Origin of the sequence: Mesorhizobium sp. (assembly GCF_004962245.1) — a bacterium.
GTDB lineage: Bacteria > Pseudomonadota > Alphaproteobacteria > Rhizobiales > Rhizobiaceae > Mesorhizobium.
The window spans coordinates 1-14,931 of the sequence record NZ_SUHQ01000059.1 but is presented as its reverse complement, the minus strand read 5'-3'; the positions used below and the strand labels follow the sequence as shown (position 1 = coordinate 14,931).

The window sequence follows — 14,931 nt, the reverse complement described above, 5'->3', positions numbered from 1 at the left end:
CGTCAGCGGCTTCGTTCAATCCCCCAAAGATTCAATTAATCACTGAAACGCTCTAAGGCGATGAAATCGAATTATTTTCCCGGAAGGCATGAGCCGAGCCGAGAAAATCACCGCAAATGCTCCGTGGCGCCGTCGGAATGCAAAAAGGGGCCCGCAGGCCCCTTTGAACTCTTTCAGGAACAGCCGAGCCTTATGCGGCCGCGGCTTCCTCGTCGACGCCTTCGGCCTCGATGCGGGCACGGTCGCCGGCGCCCTTGGCCGAGGTGTCGCGATCGACGAACTCGATGACTGCCATGGCAGCATTGTCACCGTGGCGGAAGCCCGCCTTCATGATGCGCAGATAGCCGCCATTGCGGGTGGCATAACGCGGCGCGATCGTGTCGAACAGGCGCTTGACGACGCCTTCATTGCCGATCTGGGCAATGACCTGGCGGCGGGCATGCAGATCGCCACGCTTGCCGAGCGTCACCAGCTTCTCGACGATCGGACGCAGATCCTTCGCCTTCGGCAATGTGGTGAGTATCTGCTCATGCTCGATAAGCGACACGGCAAGGTTGGCAAACATCGACTTGCGATGGCTTATGCTGCGGGCGAACCGGCGGCCTTTAAATCCGTGGCGCATGGCTCTTCTCCTTCATTCCGGGTTCAAGAGGCTCAAGCCTCAGTATTGATCTTCGTAACGCTTGGCGAGGTCTTCGATGTTTTCCGGCGGCCAATCCGGCACTTCCATGCCGAGGTGCAGGCCCATCGCCGCCAAAACTTCCTTGATCTCGTTCAGCGACTTGCGGCCGAAGTTCGGGGTGCGCAGCATCTCGGCTTCGGTCTTCTGGATCAGGTCGCCGATATAGACGATGTTGTCGTTCTTCAGGCAGTTAGCCGAACGCACCGAAAGCTCAAGCTCGTCGACCTTCTTGAGCAACGCCGGGTTGAAGGCGAGCTCGGTCACCTGTTCGGCGGCGACTTCCTTCTGCGGCTCGTCGAAATTGACGAACAGGCCAAGCTGATCCTGCAGGATGCGGGCAGCGAAAGCCACTGCGTCCTCGCCCGAGATCGAACCGTCGGTGTCGATCGTCATGGTCAGCTTGTCATAGTCGAGGACCTGGCCCTCGCGGGTATTCTCGACCTTGTAGGAGACCTTCTTGACCGGCGAGTAGAGGCTGTCGACCGGGATAAGGCCGATCGGTGCGTCTTCGGCGCGATTGCGCTCGGCCGGCACGTAGCCCTTGCCGGTATCGACGGTGAACTCCATGCGGATCTCAGCGCCTTCGTCCAGCGTGCAGATGACGTGGTCGGGATTGAGGATCTCGACGTCGCCGACCGTCTGGATGTCGCCGGCGAGAACGGCGCCAGGTCCCTGCTTGCGCACGACCATGCGCTTGGGGCCGTCGCCTTCCATGCGGATGGCGATTTCCTTGATGTTCAAGACGATGTCGGTCACGTCCTCGCGCACGCCGGCGATGGACGAGAATTCATGCAGAACGCCGTCGATCTGCACGGCGGTCACAGCCGCGCCACGCAGCGAAGACAAAAGCACGCGACGCAGCGCATTGCCGAGGGTGAGACCAAAGCCGCGTTCGAGCGGCTCGGCGACCAGCGTGGTCAGCGTCTTCTTCTTCGACGAAAACTCGATCTTGTTCGGCTTGATCAGTTCCTGCCAATTTTTCTGGATCATGATGCTTTCCTTCCGTTGACCCGCCACCATCCAATCGTGGCGGGCGACCTGGAATGCCGTGGAGGAACGCTACTGGCGTTCGCGCGGCGTTCGGTAATTCTTTAGACGCGGCGCTTCTTGCGCGGACGGCAGCCATTGTGCGGGATCGGCGTCACATCACGGATCGAGGTGATGGTGAAGCCGGCTGCCTGCAACGCGCGCAACGCCGATTCACGACCGGAGCCAGGTCCGCAGACCTCGACCTCGAGCATGCGCATGCCATGTTCCTGGGCCTTCTTGGCAACGTCCTCGGCAGCCATCTGGGCAGCGAACGGGGTCGATTTGCGAGACCCCTTGAAGCCCTGGGCTCCCGCCGACGACCAGGCGATCGAATTGCCCTGCGCGTCGGTGATGGTGATCATCGTGTTGTTGAAGGTCGAATTGACGTGGGCAACGCCCGACGAAATATTCTTGCGTTCGCGACGGCGAACACGAGTGGCTTCCTTGGCCATGATGGTCCTTTCAGTTGATCTCTACACCGCCGTAATGCCAGCGGCTCCACCTTCGCAAGAGAGTAGGGGAATAGGGCAGTAAGGGAGTAGGGAAAATACGCGATCCAATTGGCGACCGTTCCCTACTGCCTTACTGCCCTACTCCCTTATTCCCCCAAATTACTTCTTCTTGCCGGCGATCGACTTGGCCGGGCCCTTGCGGGTGCGCGCATTGGTATGCGTGCGCTGGCCGCGAACCGGCAGCGAGCGACGATGACGCAGGCCGCGATAGCAGCCGAGGTCCATGAGCCGCTTGATGTTCATCGAGACTTCGCGGCGCAGATCGCCCTCGACCTGATAGTCGCGGTCGATCGTCTCGCGGATCTGCAGCACTTCCGCGTCGGTCAGCTGGTTGACGCGGCGCTCGGCCGGGATGCCGACCTTGTCGACGATCTCCTGGGCGAAGCTCTTGCCAATGCCGTGAATGTACTGAAGCGCAATGACGACGCGCTTGTTGGTCGGAATGTTGACGCCGGCTATACGAGCCATGTTCTTCTCTTCTCCATGTGGGCCGGGCAAGCCGGCGCTATCAAAGTTGCCCCGCGTCCGGTGGAGGCCGGCCCATGCGGGAGTTTCCAGTTCAAAGCGGTTGCCTTGCCCTTGCGGGCAAGCAAACCTCATGCCTGATAGGAAGACGGGCCGCCATACCTCAGCGAACCGCTCCAGTCAAGCGCAATCGTCTATTTTCCGTACGCAGACCTTTGGGCCGCCCCTTGGGTCGCGGCCGTGAGCACCGCTTCGATCTGTTGCGTCACCGCATCGATGTCGGCCATGCCGTCGACGCCTCTCAGCTTGCCCTTGGCATAATAGTAACCGATCAGCGGCGACGTTTTCTTGTAGTACTCCCTCAGGCGCTCTTCGAACACCGCCGGATTGTCGTCCTTGCGTACCGGCAGACCCGCGGCCTTGGTCTCTTCGGCGCGCTTGACGATTCGGCCGACCAGAGCCTTGTCGTCGACGACAAGTTCGATGACAGCGTCGAGGTTCAGGCCGCGATCCGAGAGCATTGATTCAACTGCGTCCGCCTGCACCAGGGTTCGCGGGTATCCGTCAAGGATGAAACCCTTTGCACAATCGGGCTGATCGATACGTTCGGCCACGATGGCATTGACGATGGCGTCGGAGACCAGTTCGCCGGCGTCCATCACCGCCTTGGCGCGCTTGCCGACTTCGGTGCCGGCCTGGACGGCAGCTCGCAGCATATCGCCCGTGGAGAGTTGGGGTATGCCGTGTTTTTCTACCAGTCTTTGTGCTTGTGTCCCCTTGCCCGCCCCTGGCGGCCCAAGCAATATCAACCTCATCTGGCCTTCTTCCCCCCGCGCAACTTCGACTTCTTGATCAGGCCCTCATACTGGTGCGCGATCAGGTGACCCTGAATCTGCGCCACCGTATCGAGCGTTACACTGACCACGATCAGAAGCGATGTGCCACCGAGGTAGAACGGTACGCCAGTCGCTGAAATCAGGAATTCGGGCAGCAGACATACCAGCACCAGATAGATGGCGCCGACGACGGTGATGCGGGTGAGGACATAGTCGATGTAATCGGCGGTGCGCTCGCCCGGACGGTAGCCCGGAATGAACCCCGAATGCTTCTTGAGCTGGTCGGCGGTGTCCTTCGGGTTGAAGACGATCGCCGTGTAGAAGAAGGCGAAGAACACGATCATCGCCGCGTAGAATGCCATGTAGAGCGGCTGGCCATGGCCAAGCGCCGCCAGGACGGTGCTGGCCCAGGCAGGCATGTTGGTCGTCTGCGAGAAGCCGGCGACCGTTGCCGGCAGCAACAGCAGCGAAGACGCGAAGATCGGCGGAATGACGCCGGCCGTATTGAGCTTGAGCGGCAGATGCGACGTGTCGCCCTGGAACATGCGGTTGCCGACCTGGCGCTTCGGATACTGGATCAGCAAGCGACGCTGGGCGCGCTCGAAGAACACGATCAGGGCGATGACGACAATGGCGAGAACGATGATCGCCAGGATCAGGCCGGTCGAAAGCGCGCCGGTACGGCCAAGTTCCAGCGTACCGGAGATGGCTTGCGGCAGGCCGGCGACGATTCCGGAAAAGATGATCAGCGAAATGCCGTTGCCGATGCCGCGGGCAGTGATCTGTTCGCCGAGCCACATGAGGAACATGGTGCCGCCGACCAGCGTGATGACGGTCGAGATGCGGAAGAACATGCCGGGATCGCTGACGATGCCGTTGCCGCCTTCCAGTCCGACCGAGATGCCGTAGGCCTGGACCAGCGCCAAAAGCACGGTGCCGTAGCGCGTGTACTGGTTGATGACCTTGCGGCCCTGCTCGCCTTCCTTCTTCAGCGCTTCCAGGGACGGGATGACCGAGGTCATCAGCTGCATGATGATGGAGGCGGAGATATAGGGCATGATGCCGAGGGCAAAGATCGCCATGCGCTCCACGGCGCCGCCGGCGAACATGTTGAACATGCCAAGCACGCCCTTGCTCTGCGACGAGAAGGCCTGGGCGAAAGCGTCGGGATTGATGCCGGGCAGCGGGATATAGGTGCCGAGGCGATAGACGAGCAGCGCGCCGATGGTGAACCAGATGCGCTTCTTCAGATCCTCCGCCTTGGCGAAGGCCGAGAAATTCAGATTCGAGGCTAGTTGTTCAGCAGCCGAAGCCATGCCTGATTCTCCGCTTGGTCACGCTCGATGGCCCGCAGCTCAGGCGGCGCGTGTCACCGAAGCTCACGAGATAAGCTCCGGACTGCAAACATGCAAGCGGCCGCGTTGACGCGGCCGCCATATTGGTCGGATCAAAGCGCAATCGAAAGCGAAACGGTTCCCACTTTTGCCGATCGCGCTTCAAATCGACGTTACTCGGCGGCTGCCTTTTCCGGCAGCTTGACCGAACCGCCGGCCTTTTCGATCTTCTCGATGGCAGCCTTGGAGGCGCCGGCCACGTCGAAGGCGAGCTTCGACTTGATGTCGCCGTCGGAGAGGATGCGCACGCCGTCCTTGACCCGGCGGATGACGCCGGCCGCAACCAGCGCTTCAGCCGTCACTGTCGTCTTGGCGTCGAGCTTCTTGGCGTCGAGCGCGGCCTGGATGCGGGCCAGCGACACAACCGTGAAGCTCTTGGCGAAGATATTGTTGAAGCCACGCTTCGGCAGGCGCCGGTAGAGCGGCATCTGGCCACCCTCGAAGCCGTTGACGGCGACGCCGGAGCGCGCCTTCTGACCCTTGACGCCGCGACCGGCGGTCTTGCCCGAACCGGAACCGATGCCGCGGCCGAGACGCTTCTTGGAATGCGTCGCGCCGTCCTTGTCACGCAGATCGTTGAGTTTCATCTGAGTTCTCCTGCGCTCTGGTTCAGCCCTCGTCCACAACGCGGACGAGATGCTGAACGGCAGCGATCATGCCGCGCACGGAGGGCGTATCTTCCAGCGTGCGCTGCTTGTGCATCTTGTTGAGGCCGAGGCCGACCAGCGTCGCGCGCTGCTCCTTCGGCCGGCGGATCGGCGAACCGATCTGCTCAACGGTGATGGTCTTGGTTGCTTTCTTGGCCATGGTCAAAATCCCTGGTCAGCGTCGACTATTCTTCGGCCGCGACGGCGGTGCCGCGGCGGGCCTGAAGGGTCGAGTACTTGATGCCGCGCGCAGCAGCCACATCCTTGGGATGCATCTGGCTCTTCAGCGCGTCGAAAGTGGCGCGAACCATGTTGTACGGGTTCGACGAACCCATCGACTTGGCGACCACATCATGCATGCCGAGCGTCTCGAAGACGGCGCGCATCGGGCCGCCGGCGATGATGCCGGTACCCTGCTTGGCGGCGCGCAGCAGAACGCGTCCGGCGCCCCAGCGTCCCTCGACGTCGTGGTGCAGCGTGCGGCCCGAGCGCAGCGGCACGAAGATCATGTCGCGCTTGGCCGATTCGGTCGCCTTGCGGATCGCCTCAGGCACTTCGCGCGCCTTGCCGTGACCGAAGCCGACGCGGCCCTTCTGGTCGCCGACGACGACAAGTGCTGCAAAGCCAAAGCGCCGGCCGCCCTTGACGACCTTGGCGACGCGGTTGATGTGGACGAGCTTGTCGACAATGCCGTCGTCGCGCTCTTCGCGATCACGGCCGCGGCCGCCATCCCTACGTTCCTGTGCCATATCCTGTTCCTTGTTTTTTTCCGGAAGCACGGTTGATGATGATATCCGGCACCTCTGCGGGTTGCCGGGGGCGAAATTAGAAGCTCAAGCCGCCTTCACGGGCAGCCTCGGCCAGCGCCTTGACGCGGCCGTGATAGATGTACGGTCCCCGGTCGAAGACGACTTCCTTGACGCCGGCCTTCGAGGCGCGCTCGGCAATCAGCTTGCCAATTGCGACGGCGGCGGCAGTGTCGGCACCGGTCTTGAGCGAACCCTTGAGGTCCTTCTCCAGCGTCGAAGCGGCAGCGATTGTGTGGCCCTTGGCGTCGTCGATGAGCTGGACGTAGATGTTCTTCGACGTGCGGTGGACCGACAGACGCGGACGCTCGCCCGCGACCTTCTTGATCTGGCGACGAACGCGCTGAGCGCGGCGTTGTGTGGATTCTTTCGAGCCCATGATATCAGTTCCTTGCCTTCAAAAAACGGGGGCAACCCTGTGCGGTAGGACAGGCCTCCCGCGACCGCTCCCCGCGGCGTTGAAATTACTTCTTCTTGCCTTCCTTGCGGACGATCTTCTCGCCAGCGTAGCGGACGCCCTTGCCCTTGTACGGCTCGGGACCGCGATATTCGCGGATCTCGGCGGCAACCTGGCCGACCTTCTGCTTGTCGATGCCGGTCACGGTGATTTCCGTCGGCTTCGGCACGGTAATCGTGATGTCCTGCGGCGTTTCGTAGACGACATCATGGCTGAAGCCGAGCGCCAGCTGCAGGTTCTTGCCCTGCATGGCGGCGCGATAGCCAACGCCGGTGATCTCGAGCTTCTTTTCGAAACCATCCTTGACGCCTTGCAGGATGTTGACGATCTGCGTGCGCGACATGCCCCATTTGGAGCGGGCGGTCTTGCTCTGATCGCGCGGCTGGACAGCAATCTCGCTGCCCTCCATCTTGACCAGCACTTCGTCGTTCACCACGAACTTCAGCTCACCCTTGGGGCCCTTCGCCGTCACGGTCTGGCCGTCGACGGTCGCGGTCACGCCCTGGGGCAGCGAAACGGGTTTCTTTCCAATACGAGACATTTTGTTGTCCTCGTCACTTCTCTTGTTTCAGGTCTCTGTTTCGAGCGTGATCTTGTCCGAAAACCGGGGTCCACTTTTCACTGCGCGGACCTTCGGTTCGGGATCACGCTCCAGATCAGAAGATCTGGCAGAGGATTTCCCCGCCGACATTCTGTTCACGCGCTTCGTGGTCGGCCATCACGCCCTTCGGCGTCGAAAGAATGGCGATGCCGAGGCCGTTGGCGACGTGCGGAATCGACTTCGCCGAAACATACACGCGGCGGCCCGGCTTCGAGACACGGGCGATTTCGCGCACGACGGGCGCACCGTCGAAATACTTCAGCTCGATTTCGATTTCGGACTTGCCGTTGTCGAAGTCGGTCTGGCTGTAGTCGCGGATATAGCCTTCCGCCTTCAGCACGTCGAGGACGCGGGCACGCAGGCGCGAGGCCGGCGTGGAAACGCTCGACTTCTTGCGGCCATAGGCGTTGCGGATGCGCGTCAGCATATCGCCGAGAGGATCGCTCAATGACATGTTATGTCCTCCTTACCAGCTCGACTTGACCAGGCCCGGGATCTGGCCGTTGTTGCCGAGATCACGAAGCGCGATGCGCGATACTTTGAGCTTGCGATAGTAGGCACGCGGACGTCCCGTGACTTCGCAGCGGTTGCGGATGCGGGTCTTGGCCGAGTTGCGCGGCAGTGCCGCAAGCTTCAACTGAGCGCGGAAACGCTCTTCCATCGGCTTGGACTGATCCATGATGATCGCCTTGAGGACCTTACGCTTGGCGGCGTACTGGTCCGCAAGCTTGCGGCGCCTGTTGTTCTTCTCGACTGAGCTGGTCTTTGCCATTTCAGATTTTTCCTTTTCTCGCTGCCGTTACTGGCGGAAGGGGAAGTTGAAGGCCTTGAGCAATGCCCTGGCTTCGTCGTCCGTCTTCGCAGTCGTACAAACGATGACGTCCATGCCCCAGATCTGATCAACCTTGTCGTAGTTGATCTCCGGGAACACGATGTGTTCCTTGATGCCCATGGCATAATTGCCACGGCCATCGAAGCTCTTCGGATTGAGTCCGCGGAAGTCGCGGACGCGCGGCAGCGCGATGTTCACGAGACGGTCGAGGAACTCGTACATGCGTTCCTTGCGCAGCGTGACCTTGGCGCCGATCGGCATCTTTTCGCGGACCTTGAAGCCGGCGATCGAGTTGCGGGCGCGGGTGACGACGGCCTTCTGGCCGGCGATCAGTGCAAGATCTTCCGCAGCGATCGAAGGCTTCTTCGAATCGCCGGTCGCTTCGCCGACGCCCATGTTCAGCACGATCTTGTCGATGCGCGGAACCTGCATCTCATTCTCGTAGCCGAACTGCTCCTGCAGCGCCTTGCGGATGGTCTCGTTGTAGACCTGCTTGAGGCGCGGCGTATTCTGGGCCGTCGCCTGCTTGGTTTGAGCCTTAGCCATTGATGACTTCTCCCGAGCGCTTGGCGACGCGCACCTTCTTGCCGTCCTTCTGGAAAATGAAACCGACGCGGGTCGGCTTGCCATCCTTGGGGTCGGCCAGCGCGATGTTCGACAGCTGGATCGGCGCTTCCTTGGTGATGATCCCGCCCTCTTGGGACTGGGACTGCTTCTGGTGACGGCGGATCATGTTGACGCCGCGCACCAGCGCGGTGTCTTCCTTCGGCTGTACCGAGAGGACTTCGCCCGAACGGCCCTTGTCCTTGCCGGCCAGCACGACGACCTTGTCGCCTTTTCTAATCTTCTGCATTGGTCCGGCTCCTTACAGCACTTCAGGCGCGAGCGAGATGATCTTCATGTGGTTCTTGGCGCGGAGTTCGCGCGGAACCGGTCCGAAGATACGCGTGCCGATCGGCTCTTTCTTGTTGTCGACGAGAACGGCCGCGTTCTTGTCGAAACGGATCACGCTGCCGTCCGGGCGGCGGATGTCCTTGGCCGTGCGAACCACGACCGCCTTCATCACATCGCCCTTCTTGACGCGGCCGCGCGGGATGGCTTCCTTGATCGACACCACGATGATGTCGCCCACGGAAGCGTATTTCCGCTTCGAGCCGCCCAGCACCTTGATGCACATGACACGACGGGCGCCGGAATTATCCGCGACGTCGAGGTTTGTTTGCATCTGAATCATGACTGGCCGCCTTCTTCTCTTCTAACGGGACGGGTTATTCACCCTCCCCCGGTCTGTCCAAAATTCGTTTCGTTTGCCCTGATCAGGCCTGGTCCGAAGACACAACGGTCCAGCGCTTGTCCTTGGAAATCGGCTTCGATTCCTGGATGAACACCTGATCGCCGACCTTGTGGGCGTTGTTCTCGTCGTGCGCCTTGTACTTCTTGGTCATGCGCACGGTCTTCTTCATCACGGGATGCGTGAAGCGCCGTTCGACCTTGACGACAACCGTCTTCTCGTTCTTGTCGCTGACGACGGTGCCCTGCAGAATGCGCTTTGGCATGGTTTTCGTCCTTAAGCCTTCTTGGCCGCGGACTTTTCCGCAGCGATGGTCTTGATACGCGCAATGTCCCTACGGACCTGCTTCACGCGCGCGGTCTTCTCGAGCTGGCCGGTGGCCTTCTGAAAGCGCAGGTTGAACTGCTCCTTCTTCAGGCTGGCCAGATCGTCGGCCAGCTGGTCCTGGGTCTTGGTTCGGATGTCTTCGGCTTTCATGATCAGCCCGTCCTTATTCTGCGATGCGCTGTACGAAGCGCGTCCTGACCGAGAGCTTGGCCGCACCGAGACGCAGCGCCTCACGGGCGGTTTCCTCATTGACGCCGTCGATCTCGAACATGATACGACCCGGCTTCACGCGCGCTGCCCAGTAATCGACCGCGCCCTTGCCCTTGCCCATGCGGACTTCGGTCGGCTTCGACGTCACCGGCACATCCGGGAAAATACGGATCCAGACGCGGCCGGCACGCTTCATTTCGCGGGTGATCGCGCGGCGGGCCGCCTCGATCTCGCGCGCGGTGACGCGGTTCGGCTCAAGCGCCTTCAGCCCGAAACCGCCGAAATCCAGATTGGTGCCGCCCTTGGCGGCACCATGGATACGACCCTTGAACTGCTTGCGGAACTTTGTGCGCTTTGGCTGCAGCATCGTTCTAACTCCAAATTCTCAACTGTCTCAGGCGTTTTCGCGACGGCGACCGCGTTCGCGCTCACCACCACCGCCATGCGCGTGATCGCCCTCGCTGGCGCGACGCTCCGAAGCCATCGGGTCGTGCTCGAGGATTTCGCCCTTGAACACCCAGACCTTGACGCCGCAGATGCCGTAGGCGGTGTGCGCTTCGGCCGTGCCGTAGTCGACGTCGGCACGCAGCGTATGCAGCGGCACGCGACCTTCGCGGTACCATTCCATGCGCGCGATCTCAGCACCGCCGAGACGGCCGGCGCAGTTGATGCGGATGCCTTCGGCGCCGAGGCGCATCGCCGACTGCACGGCGCGCTTCATGGCGCGTCGGAACGCGATGCGGCGCTCGAGCTGCTGGGCGATCGACTGGGCGACCAGCGTCGCGTCGATCTCGGGCTTGCGCACCTCGACGATGTTCAAATGCGTCTCGGACTTCGTCATCTCCATCAGCTTCCTGCGAAGCTTCTCGATGTCGGCGCCCTTCTTGCCGATGATCAGGCCCGGGCGCGCCGCATGGATGGTGACGCGGCACTTCTTGTGCGGACGCTCGATCACGACCTTCGAAATCGCAGCCTGCTTGAGTTCCTTCTCAAGATACTTGCGGATCTTGATGTCCTCGTGCAGCAGCTTGCCGTATTCGCCGGTGTTCGCAAACCAGCGCGAATCCCAGGTGCGGTTGATGCCGAGACGCAGACCGATCGGATTGACTTTCTGGCCCATTATGCGGCCTCCCCTTTTTCTTCGACTTCACGAACGACGATCGTGAGGTGCGAGAACGGCTTCTCGATACGGCTGGCGCGACCACGGCCACGGGCATGGAATCGCTTCATGACGATCGACTTGCCGACATAGGCTTCCGCCACGATCAGCGCATCGACGTCGAGGTCGTGGTTGTTTTCCGCGTTGGCGATCGCCGATTCCAGCGTCTTCTTGACCGTGCCGGAAATCCGCTTGGCCGAGAATTCGAGGTCGGAAAGCGCTGTCGCGACCTTCTTGCCGCGGATCAGCGCGGCAACCAGGTTCAGCTTCTGCGGGCTGATACGGATCGTGCGCAACACGGCGCGCGCTTCGTTGTCAGCAAGCCTGCGCGGAGCTTTGGCCTTGCCCATGATTATTTCCTCTTCGCCTTCTTATCCGCGCCGTGACCGTAATAGGTCCGGGTCGGAGCGAATTCACCGAACTTGTGACCGACCATGTCCTCGTTCACCGAAACGGGAACATGCTTCTGGCCGTTGTAGACACCGAAGGTGAAGCCGACGAACTGCGGCAGGATGGTGGAGCGGCGGCTCCACATCTTGATCACCTCATTGCGACCACCTTCACGAACCTTGTCCACCTTCTTGAGAAGGTAGCCGTCGATGAAGGGGCCTTTCCAAATCGAACGAGTCACTTGGCGTTACCTCTTCTTAGCTCTTGCGCTGATGGCGCGAGCGCAGGATGAACTTGTCGGTCGCCTTGTTGGACCGCGTCTTCTTGCCCTTGGTCGGCTTACCCCAAGGCGAAACCGGATGGCGGCCACCCGAGGTGCGGCCTTCGCCGCCGCCATGCGGATGGTCGACCGGGTTCATGGTCACGCCGCGGTTGTGCGGACGTTTGCCCCGCCACACCGTGCGGCCTGCCTTGCCGTCATTGATGTTGCCGTGGTCCGGGTTGGACACGGCACCGACAGTGGCCATGCAGGAGCCGTGGACGACACGCTGCTCGCCCGAATTCAGGCGCAGGATCGCCATGCCCTGGTCACGGCCGACGAGCTGGGCGTAGCCGCCAGCCGAACGGGCAACCTGGGCGCCCTTGCCCGGCTTCAGCTCGATGTTGTGGACGATCGTGCCGACCGGCATCGAGGCCAGCGGCATCGCATTGCCCGGCTTCACGTCGACCGCTTCGCCGGCCACGATCTTGTCACCGGCAGCAAGGCGCTGCGGGGCGATGATGTAGGACAGCTCGCCGTCGTCATACTTGATCAGCGCGATGAAGGCGCTGCGGTTCGGATCGTATTCGATACGCTCGACCGTACCGACGACGTCGAACTTGCGGCGCTTGAAGTCGATGATGCGGTACGTACGCTTGTGACCGCCGCCGATGAAGCGGGCCGTGATGCGACCGTAATTGTTGCGGCCGCCCGACTTAGTCAGGCCTTCGGTCAGGCCCTTGACGGGCTTGCCCTTGTAGAGGCCCGAGCGATCGACGATGACCAGCTGGCGGGTGCTCGGCGTTATCGGGTTGAATTTTTTCAGTGCCATGTTTCTGTCCTCGCGGTCTTGCTCAGAGACCCGTCGCGACGTCGATCGACTGGCCGTCGGCCAGCGTCACAATCGCCTTCTTGACGTCGCTCTGGCGGCCGATCGTGCCGCGGAAGCGCTTGATCTTGCCCTTGCGGACAAGCGTGTTCACGGCCATCACCTTGACGCCGAACAGCGCTTCGACGGCAGCCTTGATTTCCGGCTTCGACGCCTTCTTGGCGACGTTGAAGACGACCTGGTTCTGCTCGGAAGCCATGGTCGACTTTTCGGTGATCGCCGGCGAGACGATCACGTCGTAGTGACGAAGGTCGGTCATTTGAAGCGCTCCTCGAGAGCCTCGACGGCGGCCTTCGAAAGGACCAGCGTGCCGCGGCGCAGAATGTCGTAGACGTTGATGCCCTGGATGGGCAGCACGTCGATGTTCGGGATGTTCGTCGCCGCAAGCTTGAAGTTCTTGTCAAGCTCGGCGCCGCCGATCACCAGGGCGTTGGACAGGCCCAGCGTCGCGAAATTCGCGATCAGCGCCTTGGTCTTGGCCTCGGTCAGCTTCAGCTCGTCGATGATGATGAGCGACGCGCTCTTGGCCTTGGCCGAAAGGGCATGCTTGAGGCCAAGCGCGCGCACCTTCTTCGGCAGGTCGTGCTCGTGGCTGCGGACGACCGGGCCGTGGGCCTTGCCGCCGCCGCGGAACTGCGGAGCGCGTGCCGAATGGTGGCGGGCGCGGCCCGTACCCTTCTGCTTGTACATCTTGGCGCCGGTGCGAGCGATCTCGGCGCGCCCCTTGGTCTTGTGCGTGCCCTGCTGCTTCTTGGCAAGCTGCCAGCGCACGACGCGCTGCAGGATGTCCTCGCGCGGATCAAGGCCGAAAATCTCCTCGGAGAGTTTCACCTTGCCGGCGTCCTTGCCGCCAAGCGTTGTGATCTTGAGGTCCATTATTCCGCTCCCTCTGTGGCCGGGGCATCGTTTACTGTGGCCGGGGCATCGTTCTTGGCGCTATCGTTGGTCGCGATGGCGCGGATTGCGGCAGGCTTCGGCGCATTGGCCGGCAACGCAACCTTGGCGGCGTCGCGGACCAGGATCCAGGCGCCCTTCGAACCCGGAACCGCGCCGCGGATCAGGATCAGACCGCGATCGGCGTCGGTCGAGACGACCTCGACATTCTGCGTGGTGACGCGGGTGTCACCCATGTGGCCAGCCATATGCTTGCCCTTGAACACCTTGCCCGGGTCCTGGCGCTGGCCGGTCGAGCCGTGCGTACGGTGCGAGACCGAGTTGCCGTGGGTCGCGCGGCCACCGCCCATGTGGTGCCGCTTGATGACGCCCTGGAAACCCTTGCCGATCGTGGTTCCCGTCACATCGACCTTCTGGCCGGCGACGAAATGCTCGACGGTGATCTCGGCGCCGACATCGATCATGTTGTCGGCGGAGACGCGAAATTCGGCAACCTTGGCCTTCGGCTCGACGGAAGCGGTCGCGAAATGGCCGCGCATCGCCTTCGACGTGTTCTTCACCTTGGCAAGGCCAACGCCGAGCTGGACGGCGGTATAGCCGTTCTTCTCCTGCGTGCGCTGCGCCACGACCTGGCAGTTCTCCATCTGGAGAACAGTGACGGGAACATGTTCCCCGGCATCGTTGTAGATGCGGGTCATTCCCACCTTCTTTGCAATCACACCTGAACGCATCGGTTCAATTCCTTTAGAGTTCCCTGTCGGGGCTGCCGCCCCTCCACGCCTCTTGTTTCTTCAGAGTTCCGGGTCGCCCCGCACTTCTGGTTCCTTAGAGCTTGATCTCGACGTCGACACCGGCGGCAAGATCGAGCTTCATCAACGCGTCGACCGTCTGGGGGGTCGGGTCGACGATATCGAGCAGACGCTTGTGCGTGCGCATCTCGAACTGCTCGCGGCTCTTCTTGTCGACGTGAGGCGACCGGTTGACCGTGAACTTTTCGATCCGCGTCGGCAGCGGAATGGGGCCGCGGACGTTGGCGCCGGTGCGCTTGGCCGTCGACACGATTTCCCGCGTCGAGGCGTCAAGCACCCGGTGATCAAACGCCTTCAGGCGGATGCGGATATTCTGTCCGTTCATGCGTCACTTCCTTGTTCTGGCGCGGCGCGGGCAGCGCCCGCGACAGATCGGTTTAAGTCCAAATTACTCTTTGATGGTGACGACGATGCCGGCACCGACGGTGCGGCCGCCTTCACG

27 protein-coding genes are annotated in these 14,931 nt (G+C 61.8%); all 27 read right to left on the bottom strand.

Going from position 1 to position 14,931, the window contains the following annotated elements:
- Positions 1-190: 190 nt before the first annotated feature.
- The gene (rplQ, locus tag E5X88_RS32470) at positions 191-622 is read right to left on the bottom strand and encodes a 50S ribosomal protein L17 (RefSeq protein ID WP_292168302.1); all 432 of its coding nucleotides are present in this window, start codon (positions 620-622) and stop codon (positions 191-193) included.
- A 39-nt stretch (positions 623-661) separates the two neighbouring features.
- Positions 662-1,672, bottom strand: coding sequence for a DNA-directed RNA polymerase subunit alpha (locus E5X88_RS32465; protein ID WP_006333400.1), 1,011 nt, complete (start codon positions 1,670-1,672; stop codon positions 662-664).
- A 101-nt stretch (positions 1,673-1,773) separates the two neighbouring features.
- On the bottom strand, positions 1,774-2,163 hold the full coding sequence (rpsK, locus tag E5X88_RS32460; RefSeq protein ID WP_023799279.1) for a 30S ribosomal protein S11: 390 nt from the start codon (positions 2,161-2,163) through the stop codon (positions 1,774-1,776).
- A 159-nt stretch (positions 2,164-2,322) separates the two neighbouring features.
- A complete protein-coding gene (gene rpsM, locus E5X88_RS32455; RefSeq protein ID WP_023799280.1) occupies positions 2,323-2,691 on the bottom strand; it encodes a 30S ribosomal protein S13 in 369 nt (122 codons plus the stop codon).
- 191 nt (positions 2,692-2,882) lie between these two features.
- Positions 2,883-3,503, bottom strand: coding sequence for an adenylate kinase (locus E5X88_RS32450; RefSeq protein ID WP_292168298.1), 621 nt, complete (start codon positions 3,501-3,503; stop codon positions 2,883-2,885).
- Positions 3,500-4,840 (bottom strand): preprotein translocase subunit SecY, encoded by a 1,341-nt coding sequence (secY, locus tag E5X88_RS32445; protein ID WP_292168297.1) that lies wholly within the window; start codon positions 4,838-4,840, stop codon positions 3,500-3,502. Before secY ends, E5X88_RS32450 begins: the two co-directional genes overlap by 4 nt.
- Positions 4,841-5,031: 191 nt before the next feature.
- Positions 5,032-5,505, bottom strand: coding sequence for a 50S ribosomal protein L15 (rplO, locus tag E5X88_RS32440; protein ID WP_292168296.1), 474 nt, complete (start codon positions 5,503-5,505; stop codon positions 5,032-5,034).
- Between the two features lie 22 nt (positions 5,506-5,527).
- A complete protein-coding gene (rpmD, locus tag E5X88_RS32435; protein WP_006205449.1) occupies positions 5,528-5,725 on the bottom strand; it encodes a 50S ribosomal protein L30 in 198 nt (65 codons plus the stop codon).
- Positions 5,726-5,750: 25 nt separating this feature from the next.
- Positions 5,751-6,314, bottom strand: coding sequence for a 30S ribosomal protein S5 (rpsE, locus tag E5X88_RS32430; RefSeq protein WP_126042420.1), 564 nt, complete (start codon positions 6,312-6,314; stop codon positions 5,751-5,753).
- A 76-nt stretch (positions 6,315-6,390) separates the two neighbouring features.
- Complete coding sequence (gene rplR, locus E5X88_RS32425) at positions 6,391-6,750, bottom strand: 50S ribosomal protein L18 (RefSeq protein ID WP_126042423.1); 360 nt, start codon at positions 6,748-6,750, stop codon at positions 6,391-6,393.
- 85 nt (positions 6,751-6,835) lie between these two features.
- Entirely contained in the window at positions 6,836-7,369 is a 534-nt protein-coding gene (gene rplF, locus E5X88_RS32420; protein ID WP_126042425.1) for a 50S ribosomal protein L6, read from the bottom strand.
- Between the two features lie 115 nt (positions 7,370-7,484).
- The gene (rpsH, locus tag E5X88_RS32415; RefSeq protein ID WP_126042427.1) at positions 7,485-7,883 is read right to left on the bottom strand and encodes a 30S ribosomal protein S8; all 399 of its coding nucleotides are present in this window, start codon (positions 7,881-7,883) and stop codon (positions 7,485-7,487) included.
- A 12-nt stretch (positions 7,884-7,895) separates the two neighbouring features.
- Positions 7,896-8,201 carry a 30S ribosomal protein S14 gene (rpsN, locus tag E5X88_RS32410; protein ID WP_126042429.1) on the bottom strand — a complete coding sequence of 102 codons (306 nt, stop codon included), beginning with the start codon at positions 8,199-8,201 and terminating at the stop codon, positions 7,896-7,898.
- A gap of 27 nt (positions 8,202-8,228) precedes the next feature.
- Positions 8,229-8,807, bottom strand: coding sequence for a 50S ribosomal protein L5 (gene rplE / locus E5X88_RS32405; RefSeq protein ID WP_145716565.1), 579 nt, complete (start codon positions 8,805-8,807; stop codon positions 8,229-8,231).
- Positions 8,800-9,114: a 50S ribosomal protein L24 gene (gene rplX, locus E5X88_RS32400; RefSeq protein ID WP_013531428.1), complete on the bottom strand. Its 315-nt coding sequence runs from the start codon at positions 9,112-9,114 to the stop codon at positions 8,800-8,802. The genes rplE and rplX overlap by 8 nt, the downstream gene beginning before the upstream one ends.
- A gap of 12 nt (positions 9,115-9,126) precedes the next feature.
- Complete coding sequence (gene rplN, locus E5X88_RS32395) at positions 9,127-9,495, bottom strand: 50S ribosomal protein L14 (RefSeq protein ID WP_006205457.1); 369 nt, start codon at positions 9,493-9,495, stop codon at positions 9,127-9,129.
- A gap of 82 nt (positions 9,496-9,577) precedes the next feature.
- Entirely contained in the window at positions 9,578-9,817 is a 240-nt protein-coding gene (gene rpsQ / locus E5X88_RS32390) for a 30S ribosomal protein S17 (protein ID WP_023799288.1), read from the bottom strand.
- 11 nt (positions 9,818-9,828) lie between these two features.
- Positions 9,829-10,029: a 50S ribosomal protein L29 gene (gene rpmC / locus E5X88_RS32385; RefSeq protein WP_292168295.1), complete on the bottom strand. Its 201-nt coding sequence runs from the start codon at positions 10,027-10,029 to the stop codon at positions 9,829-9,831.
- Positions 10,030-10,042: 13 nt separating this feature from the next.
- Positions 10,043-10,456 carry a 50S ribosomal protein L16 gene (gene rplP, locus E5X88_RS32380; protein ID WP_023799290.1) on the bottom strand — a complete coding sequence of 138 codons (414 nt, stop codon included), beginning with the start codon at positions 10,454-10,456 and terminating at the stop codon, positions 10,043-10,045.
- A 27-nt stretch (positions 10,457-10,483) separates the two neighbouring features.
- Positions 10,484-11,209, bottom strand: coding sequence for a 30S ribosomal protein S3 (gene rpsC, locus E5X88_RS32375; RefSeq protein WP_292168293.1), 726 nt, complete (start codon positions 11,207-11,209; stop codon positions 10,484-10,486).
- Positions 11,209-11,598 (bottom strand): 50S ribosomal protein L22, encoded by a 390-nt coding sequence (rplV, locus tag E5X88_RS32370; protein ID WP_006205462.1) that lies wholly within the window; start codon positions 11,596-11,598, stop codon positions 11,209-11,211. Before rplV ends, rpsC begins: the two co-directional genes overlap by 1 nt.
- A 2-nt stretch (positions 11,599-11,600) precedes the next feature.
- A complete protein-coding gene (rpsS, locus tag E5X88_RS32365) occupies positions 11,601-11,879 on the bottom strand; it encodes a 30S ribosomal protein S19 (protein ID WP_006205463.1) in 279 nt (92 codons plus the stop codon).
- Positions 11,880-11,895: 16 nt separating this feature from the next.
- The gene (rplB, locus tag E5X88_RS32360; RefSeq protein WP_095488566.1) at positions 11,896-12,729 is read right to left on the bottom strand and encodes a 50S ribosomal protein L2; all 834 of its coding nucleotides are present in this window, start codon (positions 12,727-12,729) and stop codon (positions 11,896-11,898) included.
- A gap of 22 nt (positions 12,730-12,751) precedes the next feature.
- The gene (locus E5X88_RS32355; protein ID WP_010909275.1) at positions 12,752-13,045 is read right to left on the bottom strand and encodes a 50S ribosomal protein L23; all 294 of its coding nucleotides are present in this window, start codon (positions 13,043-13,045) and stop codon (positions 12,752-12,754) included.
- Positions 13,042-13,662 carry a 50S ribosomal protein L4 gene (gene rplD, locus E5X88_RS32350; protein WP_126042437.1) on the bottom strand — a complete coding sequence of 207 codons (621 nt, stop codon included), beginning with the start codon at positions 13,660-13,662 and terminating at the stop codon, positions 13,042-13,044. Before rplD ends, E5X88_RS32355 begins: the two co-directional genes overlap by 4 nt.
- The gene (gene rplC, locus E5X88_RS32345) at positions 13,662-14,411 is read right to left on the bottom strand and encodes a 50S ribosomal protein L3 (RefSeq protein WP_292168290.1); all 750 of its coding nucleotides are present in this window, start codon (positions 14,409-14,411) and stop codon (positions 13,662-13,664) included. The genes rplD and rplC overlap by 1 nt, the downstream gene beginning before the upstream one ends.
- 94 nt (positions 14,412-14,505) lie before the next feature.
- Entirely contained in the window at positions 14,506-14,814 is a 309-nt protein-coding gene (gene rpsJ / locus E5X88_RS32340; protein WP_006205468.1) for a 30S ribosomal protein S10, read from the bottom strand.
- Between the last annotated feature and the right edge of the window lie 117 nt (positions 14,815-14,931).